We start from the raw sequence: 15,560 nt of genomic DNA, 5'->3' as shown, positions 1-15,560 counted from the left end.
ATGAAGGCGTAAAAGAATTATAGTCTAGGGGAAGTGAACGTGAATGAGTTCTGGATAAAATTATTAATCTAATGAAATATATATATGGGATAAGATTCATATAGTTAAATTCTATTGAGAATATAGTTTGAAAATTTGAGAGGAGACATATAAAGATGAACAAGAAATTATTTACTTTAGGGATGGTTACAGTTTTAAGTGTAGGTTTAGCGGCATGTAATAGTGCGGATAAAACTTCAGGCGAGCAAAAACAACAGACAAAAGCTACGGAAACGAAAAAAGATGAAAAACGAAAAATTACATATTTAGGTAAAGAATATACAGTGCCAGCAAAAGTAGATAAAATTGCGACAGCTAGTTTAGAGTCAATGGAAGATGCGGCAGTACTTGGAATTAAACCAGTTGGTGCCATTACTGTAGGTGGTAAACTACCAAAGTACCTGGAAAAAGAGTTAGAAGGTGCGAAATCTGTTGGTGAGAAAATGCAACCCAATTTCGAAACATTACTACAATTAAAACCAGATGTGATTACATCAAGTACGAAATTCCCAGCAGAAACAGCTGAAAAGTTTACGAAAGTAGCTCCTACATTCCCGGTATCACACGTTTCAACAAATTGGGAAGATAACTTAAAGTTAATGGGAGAATTAACTGGTAAAAAAGATAAAGCAGAAAAAATTATTAAAGACTACAATTCAGACGCTGAAAAAGCAAAAGCAAAACTAGGAGATAAGTTAAAAGATAAAAAAGTACTTGTCATTAGACTAAGAGCAAACGAATTATTCCTATATCCAGAAGGAGTATACTTCAACCCTGTAATTTATAAAGATCTTGGACTAACTGCTCCAGAACAATTGAAAACTGTAAAAGCACAAGAGAAAATTTCATTTGAAAAACTTGCTGAACTTAACCCAGATTATATTTTCTTACAATATGAGGCAAGTGAAAATAAAAATCCAAAAGTGTTAGAAGAAATTGAAAGTAATCCAATTTGGCAAAGTATGAATGCTGCGAAGGAAAAGAAAGTATTTGTAAACGTTGTAGATCCAATGGCACAAGGTGGTACTGCTTGGAGTAAAACTGCCTTCTTAAAAGAAGCAGTGAAAAATTTATCTAAATAATACAATAAGTAAGGTGCGTTGAATGATATGCAGAAAACAAATGCAGTACCAGTAACTATATTATGTATAGCACCCATACTCATCTTATTTACAGTTATACTTTCGATTTTGTATGGGGCGAAAAGTATTGATGCTGAAACAGTGTGGAACGCATTATTTCATTTTGATTCAAGTGATGTAAATCATAATATTATTATTACTTCACGTTTACCAAGGGTAGTTGCAGCTCTTTTAGTCGGAGCATTTCTAGCCATATCAGGAGCACTTATGCAGGGGATGACAAGAAACTATCTTGCATCCCCTTCTATTATGGGTGTGACGGATGGTGCTGCCTTTGTTATTACACTTTGTATGATTTTTCTTCCAGGAATGTCATCAATTGGTATGGTTGTATGTTCAATGATTGGTTCTGCACTCGGAGCCGGTATCGTGTTTGGTTTTGGTTCGCTCCTTCAAAATGGCTTATCACCAGTTAGGTTAGCAATTATCGGAACAGTTATTGGAACATTTTTAAGCAGTGTATCGGCTGCCATGGCTTCGTATTTCCAAATTTCTCAAAATGTTAGTTTTTGGTTTAATGCAAAGTTAGATCAAGTAGATCCTAATATAATTAAAATTACGATACCGTTTGGGATAATTGGAATAATTTTAGCATTGTTAATATCAAAATCTATTACCATTCTTTCATTAGGCGAAGAGGTTTCTATTAATTTAGGACAGCGTACAAAACTAGTTAAAGCGATGGCAATTTTATCGGTAATTTTTTTAACAGGAACAGCAGTTGCTTTAGTAGGAAAAGTTGGTTTTGTAGGTTTAATTATTCCGCACATTACCCGCTTTATAATTGGAGTAGATTATAAATGGATATTGCCATGTGCAGGCGTTATTGGTGGGGTTTTCTTAGCGTTATGTGATGTTTTAAGTAGATTTGTAAATTATCCATTTGAAACGCCAATTGGAGTCGTAACATCTTTAATTGGAATTCCTTTCTTCCTTTATTTAATCCGTACAAGAGGAGGAGAGAGACATGCTTAAAAGTTCAAGTCAACGTTTCGGAATGACGATGGGGATTATTATATTTTTAATACTATGTGCTATTTATATTAGTTTAACAAATGGTACGTTCGACATTACGATTACAGATGTGTTTAAAACACTTTTTAGAATTGATCCAGTACCAGAACATGATTTAGTTATTTTTGAGTTTCGTCTTCCACGTATCGTAATTGCTGGATTAGTAGGATTAGGCCTTGGTGTTGCGGGTGCCGTTATTCAAGGGATTACGAGAAATGGATTGGCAGACCCAGGTATTTTAGGAGTAAATGCCGGTGCGGGAACAGCGATCGTCATTTTTATGTTTTTCTTTCAAGGACAATTAAAAAGCACAGACTGGGTTTCTATTATGATGATGCCAATGTTTGGTTTAGTTGGCGGATTAGGTGCTGCTATTATCATCTATCTTTTTTCTTGGAAAAACGGTAAGTTAGATTCGCAGCGACTTTTATTAACAGGGATTGCAATTGGATCAGGATTTGGGGCCTTTTCTATGTACTTATCACTCAAAATGAAGTCAACTGATTTCGAGATGGCTGCAGTGTGGGTTTCTGGAAGCATATATAGTGCGAACTGGAAGTATATTGTGGCTATGTTACCATGGCTTATTATTTTAATTCCACTTATACAAAAGAAAGCATATTTACTAGATTTATTTCAATTGGAAGAAACGAGTATTACAAGTTTAGGTGTTTCAGTAGAAAGAGAGAAATCGATTTTATTATTAAGCAGTATCGGGCTTGTGAGTGCATGTGTTGCTGTTTCAGGGAGTATCGGTTTTATTGGCTTAATGGCACCGCATATAGCGAAAAGACTTGTCGGTATTCAACATAAGTATATAATTCCCACGTGCGGCGTAATCGGAATGTTTCTTGTAGTTGCCTCAGACTTTATTGCAAAAACAGTTTTCACACCTGTAGAGTTACCAGTTGGAATCGTTATTTCTATTGTCGGTGTACCGTATTTCTTATATTTACTTTATAAGGCGAAAGCGTAAGAGGAGGAATAAAAGTGAGTATTTTAAGTGCAAAAAATTTAGAAACAAGTTATGAAAAGCTTACAGTGTTTCGCGATTTAAATGTGGAAATACAAGAAGGAAAAGTAACGACAATTATAGGTCCGAACGGTTGCGGTAAATCAACATTGTTAAAAACAATGGGAAGAATTTTAAAACAAAAAAGCGGAAAAGTATATTTACAAGGGCAAGATTTACATACAATTTCAACGAAAGAAATTGCGAAGCAGTTAGCTTTACTCCCGCAAACTCCAATTGCACCAGGTGAACTTAAAGTGGAAGAATTAATTTCTTATGGACGCTATCCACATCGAAATAACGTAAATAAGTTAACGACAAAAGATAAAGAAATGATTGATTGGGCATTAAATATAACGAAAACTTCTGAATTTCGAACGAGACAAATTGCAAATTTATCAGGTGGTCAAAGACAAAAGGTATGGCTAGCGATGGCATTAGCACAAGAGACAGAAGTGTTGCTATTAGATGAGCCAACTACATACCTTGATATGTCTCATCAATTAGATGTATTACAAATTGTGGAGAAGTTAAATAAAGAACATAATTGTACGGTTGTTATGGTATTACATGATATTAATCATGCAGCAAGGTTTTCAGATGAAATTATTGCAATGAAGGAAGGAGAAATTGTTACAACTGGTAGCCCAGAAGAAATCATTACAAATGAAGTGTTAAAAGAAGTATTTCATATTGATGCACGTGTCATGATAGATCCGTATAACGGGGCTCCTGTTTGTTTCGGTTATGATAGCGTTGTATCTCAAGAAGAAAAAATCGAAATATATGTAACAAGTTAAAAAGGGGGGGATAGGGTGAATACTACAGTTGAAAAACAGCAGATTATAACATCTAATACAGAACAGTGGAAAATGTATTCAAAATTAGAAGGTAAGGAATATCAAATTCATATTTCAAAGCCGAGGCAACCAGCACCGGATTCAGGATATCCTGTCATTTATGTATTAGATGGCAATGCCTTTTTTCAAACATTTCATGAAGCAGTTAAAATACAATCAGTAAGAGCGGAAAAAACCGGTGTTTCACCAGCTGTTATAGTAGGATTGGGTTATCCAATTGAAGGCGCATTTTCAGGGGAAGAAAGATGTTATGATTTTACGCCTAGCGTAATTTCAAAAGATGCCCCTTTAAAACCAGACGGTAAACCGTGGCCTAAAACAGGAGGAGCACATAATTTCTTTACTTTTATTGAAGAAGAACTGAAACCACAAATTGAAAAGAATTTTGAGATCGATAAAAGTAAGCAAACGTTATTTGGACATTCTTTAGGTGGACTATTTGCTCTTTATATACTATTTACAAACTTAAATGCTTTTCAAAATTATTTTATTAGTAGTCCATCTATATGGTGGAATAACCAATCCGTACTTGAAAAAGAAGAGAACCTTATACATGAATTAAACAATGCTAAGTTTGAAACAGGAGTGTTCCTTACAGTTGGGTCACTAGAACGAGAGCATATGGTTGTAGGCGCAAATGAATTATCAGAGCGCCTTCTCCAAGTAAACCACGATAAACTTAAATTTAAGTTTTATGAAGCTGAAGGGGAGAATCATGCATCTGTTGTGCCGACTTCTTTAAGTAAAGGATTGAGATTTATTAGTTACGTATAGGAAAAAAGGTTATGGATGAAACATTCCATAACCTTTTTTGATATGTAGAATTGTCCTTTTTGAAAGTTTTGTTTCAACTTTTCGTCTAAAGAGACAAAAAGTTGTCACAAAACGGTCACAATTAGCATAAACATAAAATAGACGAAATGAACTTATTTCCAAAAAGGCTTGGTTTATTCCGATCATGATTTGTAGAGCTGAAAAAGTATGGATTAAAAGTTCACTATATTCCCAAGGAGGTAGATCGTATGAAAACTATTCTTGCTATCGCTGGACTTATTTGGGTTTTATCGCATGGCATCCCAATTTATGAAGGAGAACAAATTCGCAGTGCTCTGAATAAAAATTTTAATGAATATCATATCATTGATCGGCAAGATAATGTTGTAACAGTTCGAGTAAATGACTGTTTTCATACGGTAACCGTTGAAGGAACTTCAGTAGTGAATGATACAAAAGTATGCGATCAGCAATAATCATATATGGAAAGAAAAAATTGTTGGATTAAATAGCTGAAAATTAAGTTTTTAATATTATAGACAAAGAATAAGCGGGGGCGGGTAATCCCCGCTTATTCTTGTTTCTTTTTATTGAACTTTGATGAGAGATATAATGATTTTTTTGACAAAAAGAAAGGGTATACTGAAAATTGAGATTAAGAAGCTAATGAGTTGTTAAGAATAATCATAAAGCGGAAATATACTCATATGGGGTATCATACATAGATAATTAATGCTATAATTGGTATACTCGTAAAAGCAATTGTTTTATTGGATGAAGAGAAACTTTAAGAAGGTGATAATATGGGTCATAAAGAGCATGAAGCGGTAACACATAGATCAGAAAAAGAAAAAGAACAAATTATAAATAGATTAAAGAGGATTGAAGGACAGGTCCGCGGTATTCAAAATATGATTGAAAATGATCGCTATTGTGTGGATATTTTAGTGCAAATTTCAGCGATTAATGCAGCGATGAAAAAAGTAGGAATGGGTGTATTAAAAAACCATACAAGTCATTGTGTTTCAGGTGCTATTAAAGATGGCAATGGTGACGAAGCAATTGAAGAATTAATGACTGTATTTGAACGTTTTTCAAAAGCGTAAAAACAAGCTAGTATGTCACTGGCTTGTTTTTTTTGTTTACCTTCATAATAAGATTTCGGGGTATTGATGTGAAAAAGTGTGTGTAAAATAAACTTTTAGAAAATAATTGAAAAATCATGATACAAAACCATTGATTACCTTAGGGGGGTATGGTAAGATGTAATTGTGATTAACAAATAATGAAGAAACAAGAGGAGGATTTTAAATGGAACAGTTAACATTACAAGTTGAAGGTATGTCTTGTGGACATTGTGTAAATGCTATCGAAAGCAGTGTGAAAGAGCTAAACGGTGTTGAACAAGTGAAGGTTCAATTAGCAGAAGGAACTGTTGAAGTTACTATCGACTCGTCTGCCGTAACATTAAAAGATATCGTTGCTGTAATCGAAGACCAAGGATACGATGTTCAGTAATTATTTTTAGATATGGAAATAAATCGTACTTTAAACGAAGTACGATTTATTTTGCTAATAATTATACCTCATAAGGGTATATAGAGGTGAGAGACATGAATGAACAAAAAGAGGCCAATCTTCAAATATCAGGAATGACATGTGCGGCATGTGCAAATAGAATTGAAAAAGGTCTAAAAAAAGTAGAAGGTGTTCATGAGGCAAATGTAAATTTTGCGCTTGAAAAAACAAAAATAATGTACGATCCAACTAAAACAAATCTGCAACAATTTAAAGAAAAAGTTGAATCGTTAGGATATGGAATTGTAAGTGATAAAGCTGAATTTACTGTTTCAGGAATGACATGTGCAGCATGTGCAAATAGAGTTGAAAAGCGTTTAAATAAGTTAGATGGTGTGAACAAAGCGACAGTAAATTTTGCTTTAGAATCAGCTACAGTAGACTTTAATCATGATGAAGTTAATGTAAATGAAATGAAGAGCGCGATTACGAAGCTAGGATATAAATTAGAAGTGAAACCAGATGATCAAGATGCATCAACTGATCATCGATTACAAGAAATTGAAAGACAAAAGAAGAAGTTTATTATTTCGTTTATTTTATCTTTCCCATTATTGTGGGCAATGGTTAGTCATTTCTCATTTACGTCGTTTATTTATTTACCAGATATGTTAATGAACCCTTGGGTGCAACTAGCACTTGCAACTCCTGTTCAATTTATCATTGGTGGGCAGTTTTATGTTGGGGCTTATAAAGCGTTACGTAATAAAAGTGCGAATATGGATGTTCTCGTGGCGCTTGGAACGTCGGCCGCTTATTTTTATAGTGTATATTTAAGTATTCAATCTATTGGTTCTTCGGAACATATGACAGATTTATATTTTGAAACGAGTGCGGTACTTATTACATTAATTATTTTAGGTAAATTATTTGAAGCGAAAGCAAAAGGGCGCTCATCAGAAGCAATTAAAAAATTGATGGGTTTACAAGCGAAGACAGCTACAGTTGTGCGAGGTGGAACAGAAATAAAAATTTTGATTGAAGAAGTAGTAGCTGGTGATATCGTCTATGTAAAGCCTGGTGAAAAAATACCAGTAGATGGTGAGATTGTCGAAGGAAAGTCAGCGATTGATGAATCGATGTTAACGGGTGAAAGTATTCCTGTTGATAAGTCAATTGGGGATGTAGTAATAGGTTCTACAATAAATAAAAATGGATTTTTAAAAGTGAAAGCAACTAAGGTAGGAAGAGATACTGCATTAGCTCAAATTATTAAAGTAGTAGAAGAGGCACAGGGTTCAAAAGCTCCTATTCAAAGGGTAGCAGATCAAATTTCAGGTATTTTCGTACCGGTTGTAGTTGTGATTGCGATTATCACATTTGCAGTATGGATGATATTTGTTACACCTGGTGATTTTGGCGGAGCACTTGAGAAAATGATAGCAGTACTTGTTATCGCTTGTCCATGTGCATTAGGTCTTGCAACGCCTACATCTATTATGGCAGGATCAGGAAGATCAGCAGAGTATGGTATTTTATTTAAAGGTGGAGAGCATTTAGAAGCAACGCACAGATTAGATACGGTTATTTTAGATAAAACGGGTACAGTGACAAATGGGAAGCCGGTGTTAACAGATGTAATTGTAGCAGATGGATTCAATGAAAATGAACTGCTTAGATTAGTAGGGGCAGCAGAAAGAAATTCTGAACATCCACTTGCAGAAGCGATTGTAGAAGGAATTAAAGAAAAGAAAATTGATATCCCAAGTTCAGAAACGTTTGAAGCGATTCCGGGATTTGGTATCGAATCAGTTGTAGAAGGAAAACACTTATTAATTGGTACACGTCGATTAATGAAGAAATTCAATATTGATATTGAAGAAGTTTCTAAATCAATGGAAGCGCTAGAACGAGAAGGAAAAACAGCAATGCTTATTGCAATCGATAAAGAATATGCTGGTATATTTGCCGTTGCAGATACTGTGAAAGATACTTCAAAAGCAGCTATCGCAAGACTGAAAAAAATGGGTCTAGACGTTGTGATGATTACAGGAGATAATACACAAACTGCTCAGGCAATTGCAAAGCAAGTTGGTATTGATCACGTAATTGCAGAAGTATTGCCAGAAGGAAAAGCAGAAGAAGTGAAAAAACTGCAAGCAAATGGTAAGAAAGTAGCGATGGTTGGAGACGGGATAAATGATGCTCCTGCTCTTGCTACAGCGAACATTGGTATGGCAATTGGAACGGGAACGGATGTAGCGATGGAAGCAGCGGATATAACGTTAATCCGCGGTGACTTAAATAGTATTGCTGATGCGATCTTTATGAGTAAAATGACGATAAGAAATATTAAACAAAATTTATTCTGGGCATTAGCTTATAACGCGTTAGGAATTCCAATTGCGGCATTAGGTTTTTTAGCCCCTTGGGTTGCTGGAGCAGCGATGGCATTTAGTTCTGTATCCGTTGTATTAAATGCATTACGATTACAAAGAGTTAAATTAAAACCTTAAAAAGCTACATTAAGTAATTGAATAGAATTAAAAAACAATACTTGAATAAGTATTGTTTTTTTGTTCGTATAGAAATTAAAACGATATAATAAAGCAGAAATATAGAATCGTATGTAGTAGAAAAGTTAAGAGGTAGTTTCGTAAGGAGACTTATATATGTTAAAAGATATTATAATTAGAACATTCCAGAAAGAAGATTTAGATCAAGTATTACAATTGTTCTATGAAACAGTTCATACGGTTAATGCAAAAGATTATAATGAGTTACAGCTACAGGCGTGGGCACCGGAGCGACTAGATAGAGAAAATTGGTTACAGTCTTTAGAAAAGAATATTAGCTATGTAGCGGATCATAAAGGTGTGATAGTCGGGTTTGGGGATTATAACGATGATCGTTACGTAGATCGTTTATTTACGCATAAAGATTATCAAGGGAAAAGAGTCGCTTCATACATACTACAGAAGTTAGAAAAAGAAGCAGTGAATTTGGGACATAGGGAGATATATACAGAGGCGAGCATTACCGCAAAACCTTTTTTTGAAAGTAAAGATTTTATTTGCATAAAAGAACAAAAGAAACAACATAATGGTCAGATTTTTATTAATTATGTTATGAAAAAAATATCCTTCTCATAAATGAGAAGGATATTTTTCATTATTTTACAGCTTCTTTTAGTTCTTTACCAGCTTTGAAAGCAGGTACTTTAGAAGCTGCGATTTGCATTTCTTCACCAGTTTGTGGGTTACGGCCTGTACGAGCAGCTCTTTCGCGAACTTCGAATGTACCGAATCCGATAAGTTGTACTTTTTCACCAGCAGCTAAAGTGTTAGTGATTGATTCTACTACAGTTTGTACAACTACAGTAGCTTCTTTTTGAGAAATCTCAGCATTTTGTGCTACGTTTTTAATTAATTCTGTTTTGTTCATGTTTTTCACCTCATATGTAAATAATGCTATTTAAGTTGTTATTATAACGTATAAAACATTCGAGAACAAGTGTACGTACATATATTCGCAAAAAAAATGAAATTTGTAATATTTTTTAGGGCACTTTATAGACATTCCATTTAAGCGGACAGAGATTTGTTCTTCATTTCAGTCTTCTCTTGATGAGCAGGTAGTTTCTTATTATAAGATATGAAGTAAGGTAGTGCTACAAATAACATACCTCCTACTAAATTTCCAAAGAAAACAAAAATAAAGTTTGGAAAATATTCAGCCCAAGTGAAATGACCGGCAAAAATCGCGGCTGGGATGACAAACATATTGGCTACAACGTGTTGAAATCCAATCGCAACAAAAGTCATAACCGGGAACCAAATACCGATAATCTTTCCGATAAATTCTTTACTTCCCATACTGAGCCAAACAGCTAAACAAACGAGCCAATTACATCCGATTGCAGAAATAAATGCTTGCAATGGCGTATCTTGTAGTTTCGCTTGAGCGATAGAAATAGTTTTCGCTAAAAAAGCTCCCTCAGTTAAGCCAACGATATGACCGAAAAAGTAGGCTACAAATACAGCCCCTATGAAATTGCTAAATGTAACAATAACTAAATTTCGTATGAAATAAAATAAAGTAATTTTCTTTTGGAGCCAGGCCATAGAAACTGTCATCATGTTACCGGTTACTAGTTCACCGCCTGCAAGAATAACGAGAATAAGACCAATAGGAAATACAGCAGCGCCTAGAAAACTAGAAAATGATCCCCAATATTTTGGCATTGTCCCAATAACATGAATATCGAGTAAATACCCTAATGCGATAAAAGCACCACCAAAAAAACCAAGAATTAGCATAGGGAGCAATGATAAATGAGCTTTTTTCCTTCCTGAATTCGCAGCAAGTTCCGTAATTTCTTCTGGTGTAAATACAGACATGAATAACCCCTCCGTAATAAAATAATGGAATGAATAGAAAAAGATTCAAAAATATATGTATTATAAAAATATGTTATGACTTCTGTATAAAATTGTCAAAGTGAATAGGGAAGGAATTACATAATAAGAATAGTATTCATGTTGTCACATGAATGTAACAATAAGGATTTAAAGTGTTTCTAGAGGTGAAAACATGAATACGAATCATGTAAAAAAAGAACGAAAAAAATCAATCATAAAGATATTTATTATTAGTTTTATAAGTATATTAATGATACCAGTAAGTTTGTATTATTATGCGACAGAAATAGAAAGAAAATTAGTAACAGTTACGTGGAATGAAATAGAAGCTTCTGCAATTCCTAAAGAATTTAATAATAAAAAAATATTACAGTTTTCAGATGTACATTTAGGGCCAGAGTTTACACTGAAGCAACTTGAACATTTAGTGGAGAAGATGAATGAATTACATCCAGATATAGTAGTTTTTACCGGAGATTTAATAGATAAATTTGGGTCTTATAGTGCGGAAAGAGAAGAAGCGAAGGCTATTTTGCAGAAAATTCACGCTCCCTTAGGGAAATATGCTGTGTTTGGGAATCATGATAGGGGCGGGGGCGGTAGTCTATTTTACAAAAAATATATGGAGGAAGCTGGTTTTTCTGTATTAGTAAATGAAGTGCAGAAAATTAAAGTGGAAAACGGCAAATATATTACAATATCAGGTTTGGATGATTTTCTATTAGGGAAGCCGAAAATAGATTTAACTTTAAAAAACTTGAAACAAAATGATTTCAACATGTTATTAGTACATGAGCCGGATGTTGTAACCAAAATAAATCGTTACCCAGTTGATCTTCAACTGTCAGGACATAGTCACGGAGGACAAGTCCAAATCCCTTTTGTAGGTCCGTTAATTACTACCAAACTAGCTGAGAGCTATGTTGAAGGTATGTATGAAGTAGAGGGGAAGAGTAGGCAGTTATATTTATATGTAAATCGTGGCATTGGGACTACTAGGATGCCTGTTAGATTTTGTAGTGTACCTGAACTTTCAGTTTTTGTGTTGAAGCAAAAGAGTGACTAGAATATTTAACAATATGATTCAGAGGAACGTGCGATGTTGGTCGATGGAAAACAGTTTCTTAAAACTTTAGATGTGACAAAGTAATTTTCATAAATAAAAAACAACAATAGGACCTATAAAGGGACCTATTGCTGTTTTTATCCTATATGGATTGCCCATAAATGTCCGATTGATGAGGGCTAATTATAGTTTTACTTTGTTATTTTTGCAAGGAAAGACTATCAAAATATGTTCTATAGTTATTTGAGAATTCGAAGTTGTTTTTTGCATCCCAATTAATAGACCAAGACATTAGGCCGCGGAATGCAGGATAGCCACTCTGATTAGAAAGTTTATACTTTCCTCCGAATGGAACTCCTTTAATGATATAATTTAAAGCTTTTTTCATTTCAGTTGGCGAAATGTATCCACCACTTGGAGCTGCCGCTGGTGCTGCTGGAAGCCCAATCATGACTTGATCTGAACGAAGAGCTGGGAAAATGTTATTTGCATTACCACCTACAGGAAAACCATGTAAGAGCATATCTGCCATAGCGACCTCGTAGTCTGCAGTACCTTGATTGTAGTTATTACCGTCCATTCCAATCCCGCTACCAGCGTTGTAGTGTTGAACGTGAATGTATGTTAGTTTATCTTTCACTCCGTAAATAATTGGTAAATATGCACCCCATATGCTTCCATATGCGCTATATCCGCCTTGAACATAAGCTGTTTCAGGGGCCATGCTTAATAGAAAATCTGGACCATAATGATCTGAGATTGTTCGAATAGCTGAAATAAGATTTACGATTTGAGGGGTAGTTGGGTTTTTGAAGTTAGTGTCATTTCCGTTTAAGTAAATACCTGATTCAAGGTCAATATCTATTCCGTCAAAACCGTATTTATCGATCAGAGATTGTATGGAATTAATAAAACGATCCTTAGCGGCATTGTCAGGAAGTAAAACGACCCCATTTTGTCCACCTATTGAAAGAACTACTTTCTTTCCTTTACTTTTTAAATAAGAAATATCTGATTTGAATTCTGCATCTGTACCATACACAGGAGAAAATTCAACAGTGGAACGATCACCACCAGTTTCACCAAAAGATACATTGATTACATCCCATTTTGGTGAAACGTCTTTTAATTTAATAATGCCAGTACCGTTATCAAAATTATGCCAGTATCCAACGAGTAATTTTGAACCTAAATTGTTTGCTGCTTGTGCTTGGAAAGGGGATAGCGGTAGAAGTAAGAACATTACTAAAATACAACAAAAAAATTTGAACTTGTTTAACATATCAACACTCCTATACAAAAAGTTGTCTAGATGTATAATCTTGTTTATTCAATGATATCTGAAAATTCTTTCTTTTGTAAAGAGAATATAATTTTCTCAACAATTGTGTATGGGAAAGTATTAAACCTAATGTAATAATTTTTGAAGGAGGTTGAATTATAATTGTTAAATTCAGAATATTTTGATATATTTTAAAGTATAGGACAAAATCTTTCGCACAGTACTCTTACATAAATTTCAAAATTTAGTTTGGAAGGGGATGTACAAGATTTGGATAAAAATCTAAAGAAAGACCTCAAAATACGCCACATTACAATGATTTCAATTGGCGGCGTAATAGGGGCTGGTTTGTTTGTTGGAAGTGGTGCAGTTGTACATTCGGCAGGACCAGGTTCTATCGTTTCATATGCATTAGCAGGACTTCTAGTCATTTTCGTTATGAGAATGCTAGGAGAAATGGCAGCTGTTAATCCGACAAGTGGTTCATTTGCAACGTATGCAAGAGAAGCAATTGGTCCTTGGGCGGGTTATACAATAGGCTGGTTATACTGGTTTTTTTGGGTAATTGTTATTGCAATAGAAGCCACAGCAGGTGCTGGTATTATCCAATATTGGATTCCACAAATACCGCTTTGGTTATTAAGTTTAATATTAACAATTTTATTAACGCTGACGAACGTTTTTTCGGTGAAATCATTTGGAGAGTTTGAATATTGGTTTTCTTTTATTAAAGTAATAAGTATTGTTTTGTTCCTTTGTTTAGGTCTTGCTGTTATTTTAGGATTTGTTCCAGGAACAGAAGCACCCGGCACTTCGAATTTAATTGGACAAGGTGGATTTATGCCAAACGGTATAAGTTCGGTACTGCTTGGAATTACTGTCGTTATATTTTCATTTATGGGATCAGAGATTGTAGCAGTAGCCGCAGGTGAATCTGCAGAACCTGTAAAAGCAGTAAAAACAGCAACAAACAGTGTGATTTGGCGTATTCTTGTATTTTTTATTGGGTCTATAGCGGTAGTTGTTACGCTACTGCCATGGAATTCAGCAAACATATTAAAAAGTCCATTTGTAGCTGTACTGGAACATATAGGAATACCAGCTGCGGCACAAATTATGAATTTTATCGTTTTAACAGCTGTACTCTCTTGTTTAAATTCGGGTTTATATACAAACTCAAGAATGCTTTTTTCGATGGCAGAAAGAGGAGATGCTCCAAAGGCGTTTTTGAAATTGAACAGTAGTGGTGTTCCAGTTCGGGCCGTTTTATTCGGAACGTTCTTCGCTTATATTGGCGTTGTTTTTAGTTATATTTCTCCAGATAAAGTCTTTTTGTTTTTAGTGAATGCATCTGGCGGGATTGCGTTACTAGTTTATCTCGTTATTGCAGTTTCGCATTTAAAGATGCGTAAAAAAATGGGAAAAGTAGAACAACAAAATTTGAAAGTGAAAATGTGGCTTTTTCCGTATGTAACGTATGTTACAATTGCTGCTATTATAGCAGTTTTAGTTGCGATGTTCGCAATTGATACTTTACGTTCACAAGCACTTTTAACAATGTTTGTTACTGTTCTTATAATACTTTCTTATTTTATTTTTAATAGAAATAAAAATAGCACAATTTTGAAGCCTAAAAGTAAGAATGAGGAATCCGTTCGATTCTAATTTTCTTATTTTCGAAGAGAGTTACACCAAATCATTACTATAAAAGAATCATATATAATCATAGAAACAAGTAATTACTATTGTCATAGTGAATATAAACTTTTTTCTTGACTTTTTATACGAAGGCGAGCAAAATGGTAAAAAAGGAAGGGGGGATGATGATGGAAGAGTACGTATTAGAGCTGTATAACCTGTTATATACGACAGAATGGCAAGATATTGTTTCGTTTCTAGGAATCGTATTTTGCATGAAAATTGTAATTGTATATATGGAAGAGCAAGGTATGTTCTATTCCTTCTCATCCCCGTTCGATATGCAGCGCGAGCCGTTGCTAAACTATGCCAATGTGAATTACGAACAAATTCCTTTTGTTATTTTCTTTATGATTCGATTTATTACAGCAATTGTAAGGAAAAAGGAAAGTGACGATGAAGAGTGCCACTCAACTTGTAATATAGCGAATGTTTTTTAAGCTAAATACAAGGAGGAGATTTATATGTGGTTTCGATTTCTTATGATTGGTTTCTTTTCATTAACAGCAATTTCTTTAATGGGATATCAAGTGTCTGAAATTTTTCAAGCATATAGCGATACATTTTTTAACAAAAACTAATCTCGTTGCTATTTGAATAATAAAGCGATAAAATCCTTCTTAAGAAGTTTTATTAAGAAGGATTTTTTTCTTTGTCTTATCTTGCTGTGTCAAACTATTGTCACATTTACACTGTGAATAGTATGTTAAAATAGTGAGGTTACGTATACATAT

16 protein-coding genes are annotated in these 15,560 nt (G+C 34.3%); 13 read left to right on the top strand and 3 right to left on the bottom strand.

Annotation, left to right across the window (positions count from 1 at the left end; translation table 11 throughout):
• Nucleotides 1-155 precede the first annotated feature (155 nt).
• The 10 genes from NST86_RS18895 (at nucleotide 156) to NST86_RS18850 (ending at nucleotide 9,511) form a co-directional block, all read left to right on the top strand.
• Complete coding sequence (locus tag NST86_RS18895; protein WP_001035506.1) at nucleotides 156-1,121, top strand: iron-hydroxamate ABC transporter substrate-binding protein; 966 nt, start codon at nucleotides 156-158, stop codon at nucleotides 1,119-1,121.
• 27 nt (nucleotides 1,122-1,148) lie between these two features.
• A complete protein-coding gene (locus tag NST86_RS18890) occupies nucleotides 1,149-2,156 on the top strand; it encodes a FecCD family ABC transporter permease (protein ID WP_001173058.1) in 1,008 nt (335 codons plus the stop codon).
• Nucleotides 2,149-3,171, top strand: coding sequence for a FecCD family ABC transporter permease (locus NST86_RS18885; RefSeq protein WP_000920451.1), 1,023 nt, complete (start codon nucleotides 2,149-2,151; stop codon nucleotides 3,169-3,171). The genes NST86_RS18890 and NST86_RS18885 overlap by 8 nt, the downstream gene beginning before the upstream one ends.
• A 14-nt stretch (nucleotides 3,172-3,185) precedes the next feature.
• Nucleotides 3,186-4,007, top strand: coding sequence for an ABC transporter ATP-binding protein (locus NST86_RS18880; RefSeq protein WP_000025773.1), 822 nt, complete (start codon nucleotides 3,186-3,188; stop codon nucleotides 4,005-4,007).
• Nucleotides 4,008-4,022: 15 nt separating this feature from the next.
• Nucleotides 4,023-4,841 carry an alpha/beta hydrolase gene (locus tag NST86_RS18875; protein WP_001098703.1) on the top strand — a complete coding sequence of 273 codons (819 nt, stop codon included), beginning with the start codon at nucleotides 4,023-4,025 and terminating at the stop codon, nucleotides 4,839-4,841.
• Nucleotides 4,842-5,089: 248 nt separating this feature from the next.
• A complete protein-coding gene (locus NST86_RS18870; protein WP_000849103.1) occupies nucleotides 5,090-5,317 on the top strand; it encodes a hypothetical protein in 228 nt (75 codons plus the stop codon).
• Nucleotides 5,318-5,644: 327 nt separating this feature from the next.
• Nucleotides 5,645-5,947: a metal-sensing transcriptional repressor gene (locus NST86_RS18865; RefSeq protein WP_000509876.1), complete on the top strand. Its 303-nt coding sequence runs from the start codon at nucleotides 5,645-5,647 to the stop codon at nucleotides 5,945-5,947.
• A gap of 205 nt (nucleotides 5,948-6,152) precedes the next feature.
• Entirely contained in the window at nucleotides 6,153-6,359 is a 207-nt protein-coding gene (copZ, locus tag NST86_RS18860) for a copper chaperone CopZ (RefSeq protein ID WP_000436973.1), read from the top strand.
• Nucleotides 6,360-6,454: 95 nt separating this feature from the next.
• A complete protein-coding gene (locus NST86_RS18855; protein WP_001005323.1) occupies nucleotides 6,455-8,875 on the top strand; it encodes a heavy metal translocating P-type ATPase in 2,421 nt (806 codons plus the stop codon).
• Between the two features lie 156 nt (nucleotides 8,876-9,031).
• Nucleotides 9,032-9,511: a GNAT family N-acetyltransferase gene (locus NST86_RS18850; protein ID WP_016118499.1), complete on the top strand. Its 480-nt coding sequence runs from the start codon at nucleotides 9,032-9,034 to the stop codon at nucleotides 9,509-9,511.
• A gap of 19 nt (nucleotides 9,512-9,530) precedes the next feature.
• Here NST86_RS18850 and NST86_RS18845 read toward each other — a convergent pair whose 3' ends face one another.
• Nucleotides 9,531-9,803, bottom strand: coding sequence for an HU family DNA-binding protein (locus NST86_RS18845; protein WP_001043904.1), 273 nt, complete (start codon nucleotides 9,801-9,803; stop codon nucleotides 9,531-9,533).
• Between the two features lie 140 nt (nucleotides 9,804-9,943).
• Complete coding sequence (locus tag NST86_RS18840) at nucleotides 9,944-10,759, bottom strand: formate/nitrite transporter family protein (RefSeq protein WP_000110537.1); 816 nt, start codon at nucleotides 10,757-10,759, stop codon at nucleotides 9,944-9,946.
• A 193-nt stretch (nucleotides 10,760-10,952) separates the two neighbouring features.
• On the opposite strand from NST86_RS18840, the gene NST86_RS18835 reads away from it, so the two are divergent.
• A complete protein-coding gene (locus NST86_RS18835; protein ID WP_227593090.1) occupies nucleotides 10,953-11,846 on the top strand; it encodes a metallophosphoesterase in 894 nt (297 codons plus the stop codon).
• A gap of 199 nt (nucleotides 11,847-12,045) precedes the next feature.
• Here NST86_RS18835 and NST86_RS18830 read toward each other — a convergent pair whose 3' ends face one another.
• Nucleotides 12,046-13,128 carry a chitinase gene (locus NST86_RS18830; RefSeq protein WP_065845270.1) on the bottom strand — a complete coding sequence of 361 codons (1,083 nt, stop codon included), beginning with the start codon at nucleotides 13,126-13,128 and terminating at the stop codon, nucleotides 12,046-12,048.
• A 270-nt stretch (nucleotides 13,129-13,398) separates the two neighbouring features.
• Here NST86_RS18830 and gabP point away from each other — a divergent pair, with 270 nt between their 5' ends.
• Nucleotides 13,399-14,793 (top strand): GABA permease, encoded by a 1,395-nt coding sequence (gene gabP, locus NST86_RS18825; RefSeq protein ID WP_000360107.1) that lies wholly within the window; start codon nucleotides 13,399-13,401, stop codon nucleotides 14,791-14,793.
• A 134-nt stretch (nucleotides 14,794-14,927) separates the two neighbouring features.
• Nucleotides 14,928-15,266 (top strand): hypothetical protein, encoded by a 339-nt coding sequence (locus NST86_RS18820; RefSeq protein ID WP_002000550.1) that lies wholly within the window; start codon nucleotides 14,928-14,930, stop codon nucleotides 15,264-15,266.
• Nucleotides 15,267-15,560: the final 294 nt, after the last annotated feature.

It is taken from the genome of Bacillus sp. FSL L8-0199 (genome assembly GCF_038005705.1).
Taxonomy (GTDB): domain Bacteria; phylum Bacillota; class Bacilli; order Bacillales; family Bacillaceae_G; genus Bacillus_A; species Bacillus_A cereus.
Note: the sequence above shows the minus strand (reverse complement) of the source record. Positions and strands in the feature narration are given on the sequence as shown.

Bases quoted from the DNA above. Each gene is read 5' to 3' on its own strand.
- NST86_RS18895 (WP_001035506.1), top strand. From the start codon at position 156: ATGAACAAGAAATTATTTACTTTAGGGATGGTTACAGTTTTAAGTGTA.
- NST86_RS18890 (WP_001173058.1), top strand. From the start codon at position 1,149: ATGCAGAAAACAAATGCAGTACCAGTAACTATATTATGTATAGCACCC.
- NST86_RS18885 (WP_000920451.1), top strand. From the start codon at position 2,149: ATGCTTAAAAGTTCAAGTCAACGTTTCGGAATGACGATGGGGATTATT.
- NST86_RS18870 (WP_000849103.1), top strand. From the start codon at position 5,090: ATGAAAACTATTCTTGCTATCGCTGGACTTATTTGGGTTTTATCGCAT.
- NST86_RS18865 (WP_000509876.1), top strand. From the start codon at position 5,645: ATGGGTCATAAAGAGCATGAAGCGGTAACACATAGATCAGAAAAAGAA.
- copZ (WP_000436973.1), top strand. From the start codon at position 6,153: ATGGAACAGTTAACATTACAAGTTGAAGGTATGTCTTGTGGACATTGT.
- NST86_RS18855 (WP_001005323.1), top strand. From the start codon at position 6,455: ATGAATGAACAAAAAGAGGCCAATCTTCAAATATCAGGAATGACATGT.
- NST86_RS18850 (WP_016118499.1), top strand. From the start codon at position 9,032: ATGTTAAAAGATATTATAATTAGAACATTCCAGAAAGAAGATTTAGAT.
- NST86_RS18845 (WP_001043904.1), bottom strand. From the start codon at position 9,803: ATGAACAAAACAGAATTAATTAAAAACGTAGCACAAAATGCTGAGATT.
- NST86_RS18840 (WP_000110537.1), bottom strand. From the start codon at position 10,759: ATGTCTGTATTTACACCAGAAGAAATTACGGAACTTGCTGCGAATTCA.
- NST86_RS18835 (WP_227593090.1), top strand. From the start codon at position 10,953: ATGAATACGAATCATGTAAAAAAAGAACGAAAAAAATCAATCATAAAG.
- NST86_RS18830 (WP_065845270.1), bottom strand. From the start codon at position 13,128: ATGTTAAACAAGTTCAAATTTTTTTGTTGTATTTTAGTAATGTTCTTA.
- NST86_RS18820 (WP_002000550.1), top strand. From the start codon at position 14,928: ATGGTAAAAAAGGAAGGGGGGATGATGATGGAAGAGTACGTATTAGAG.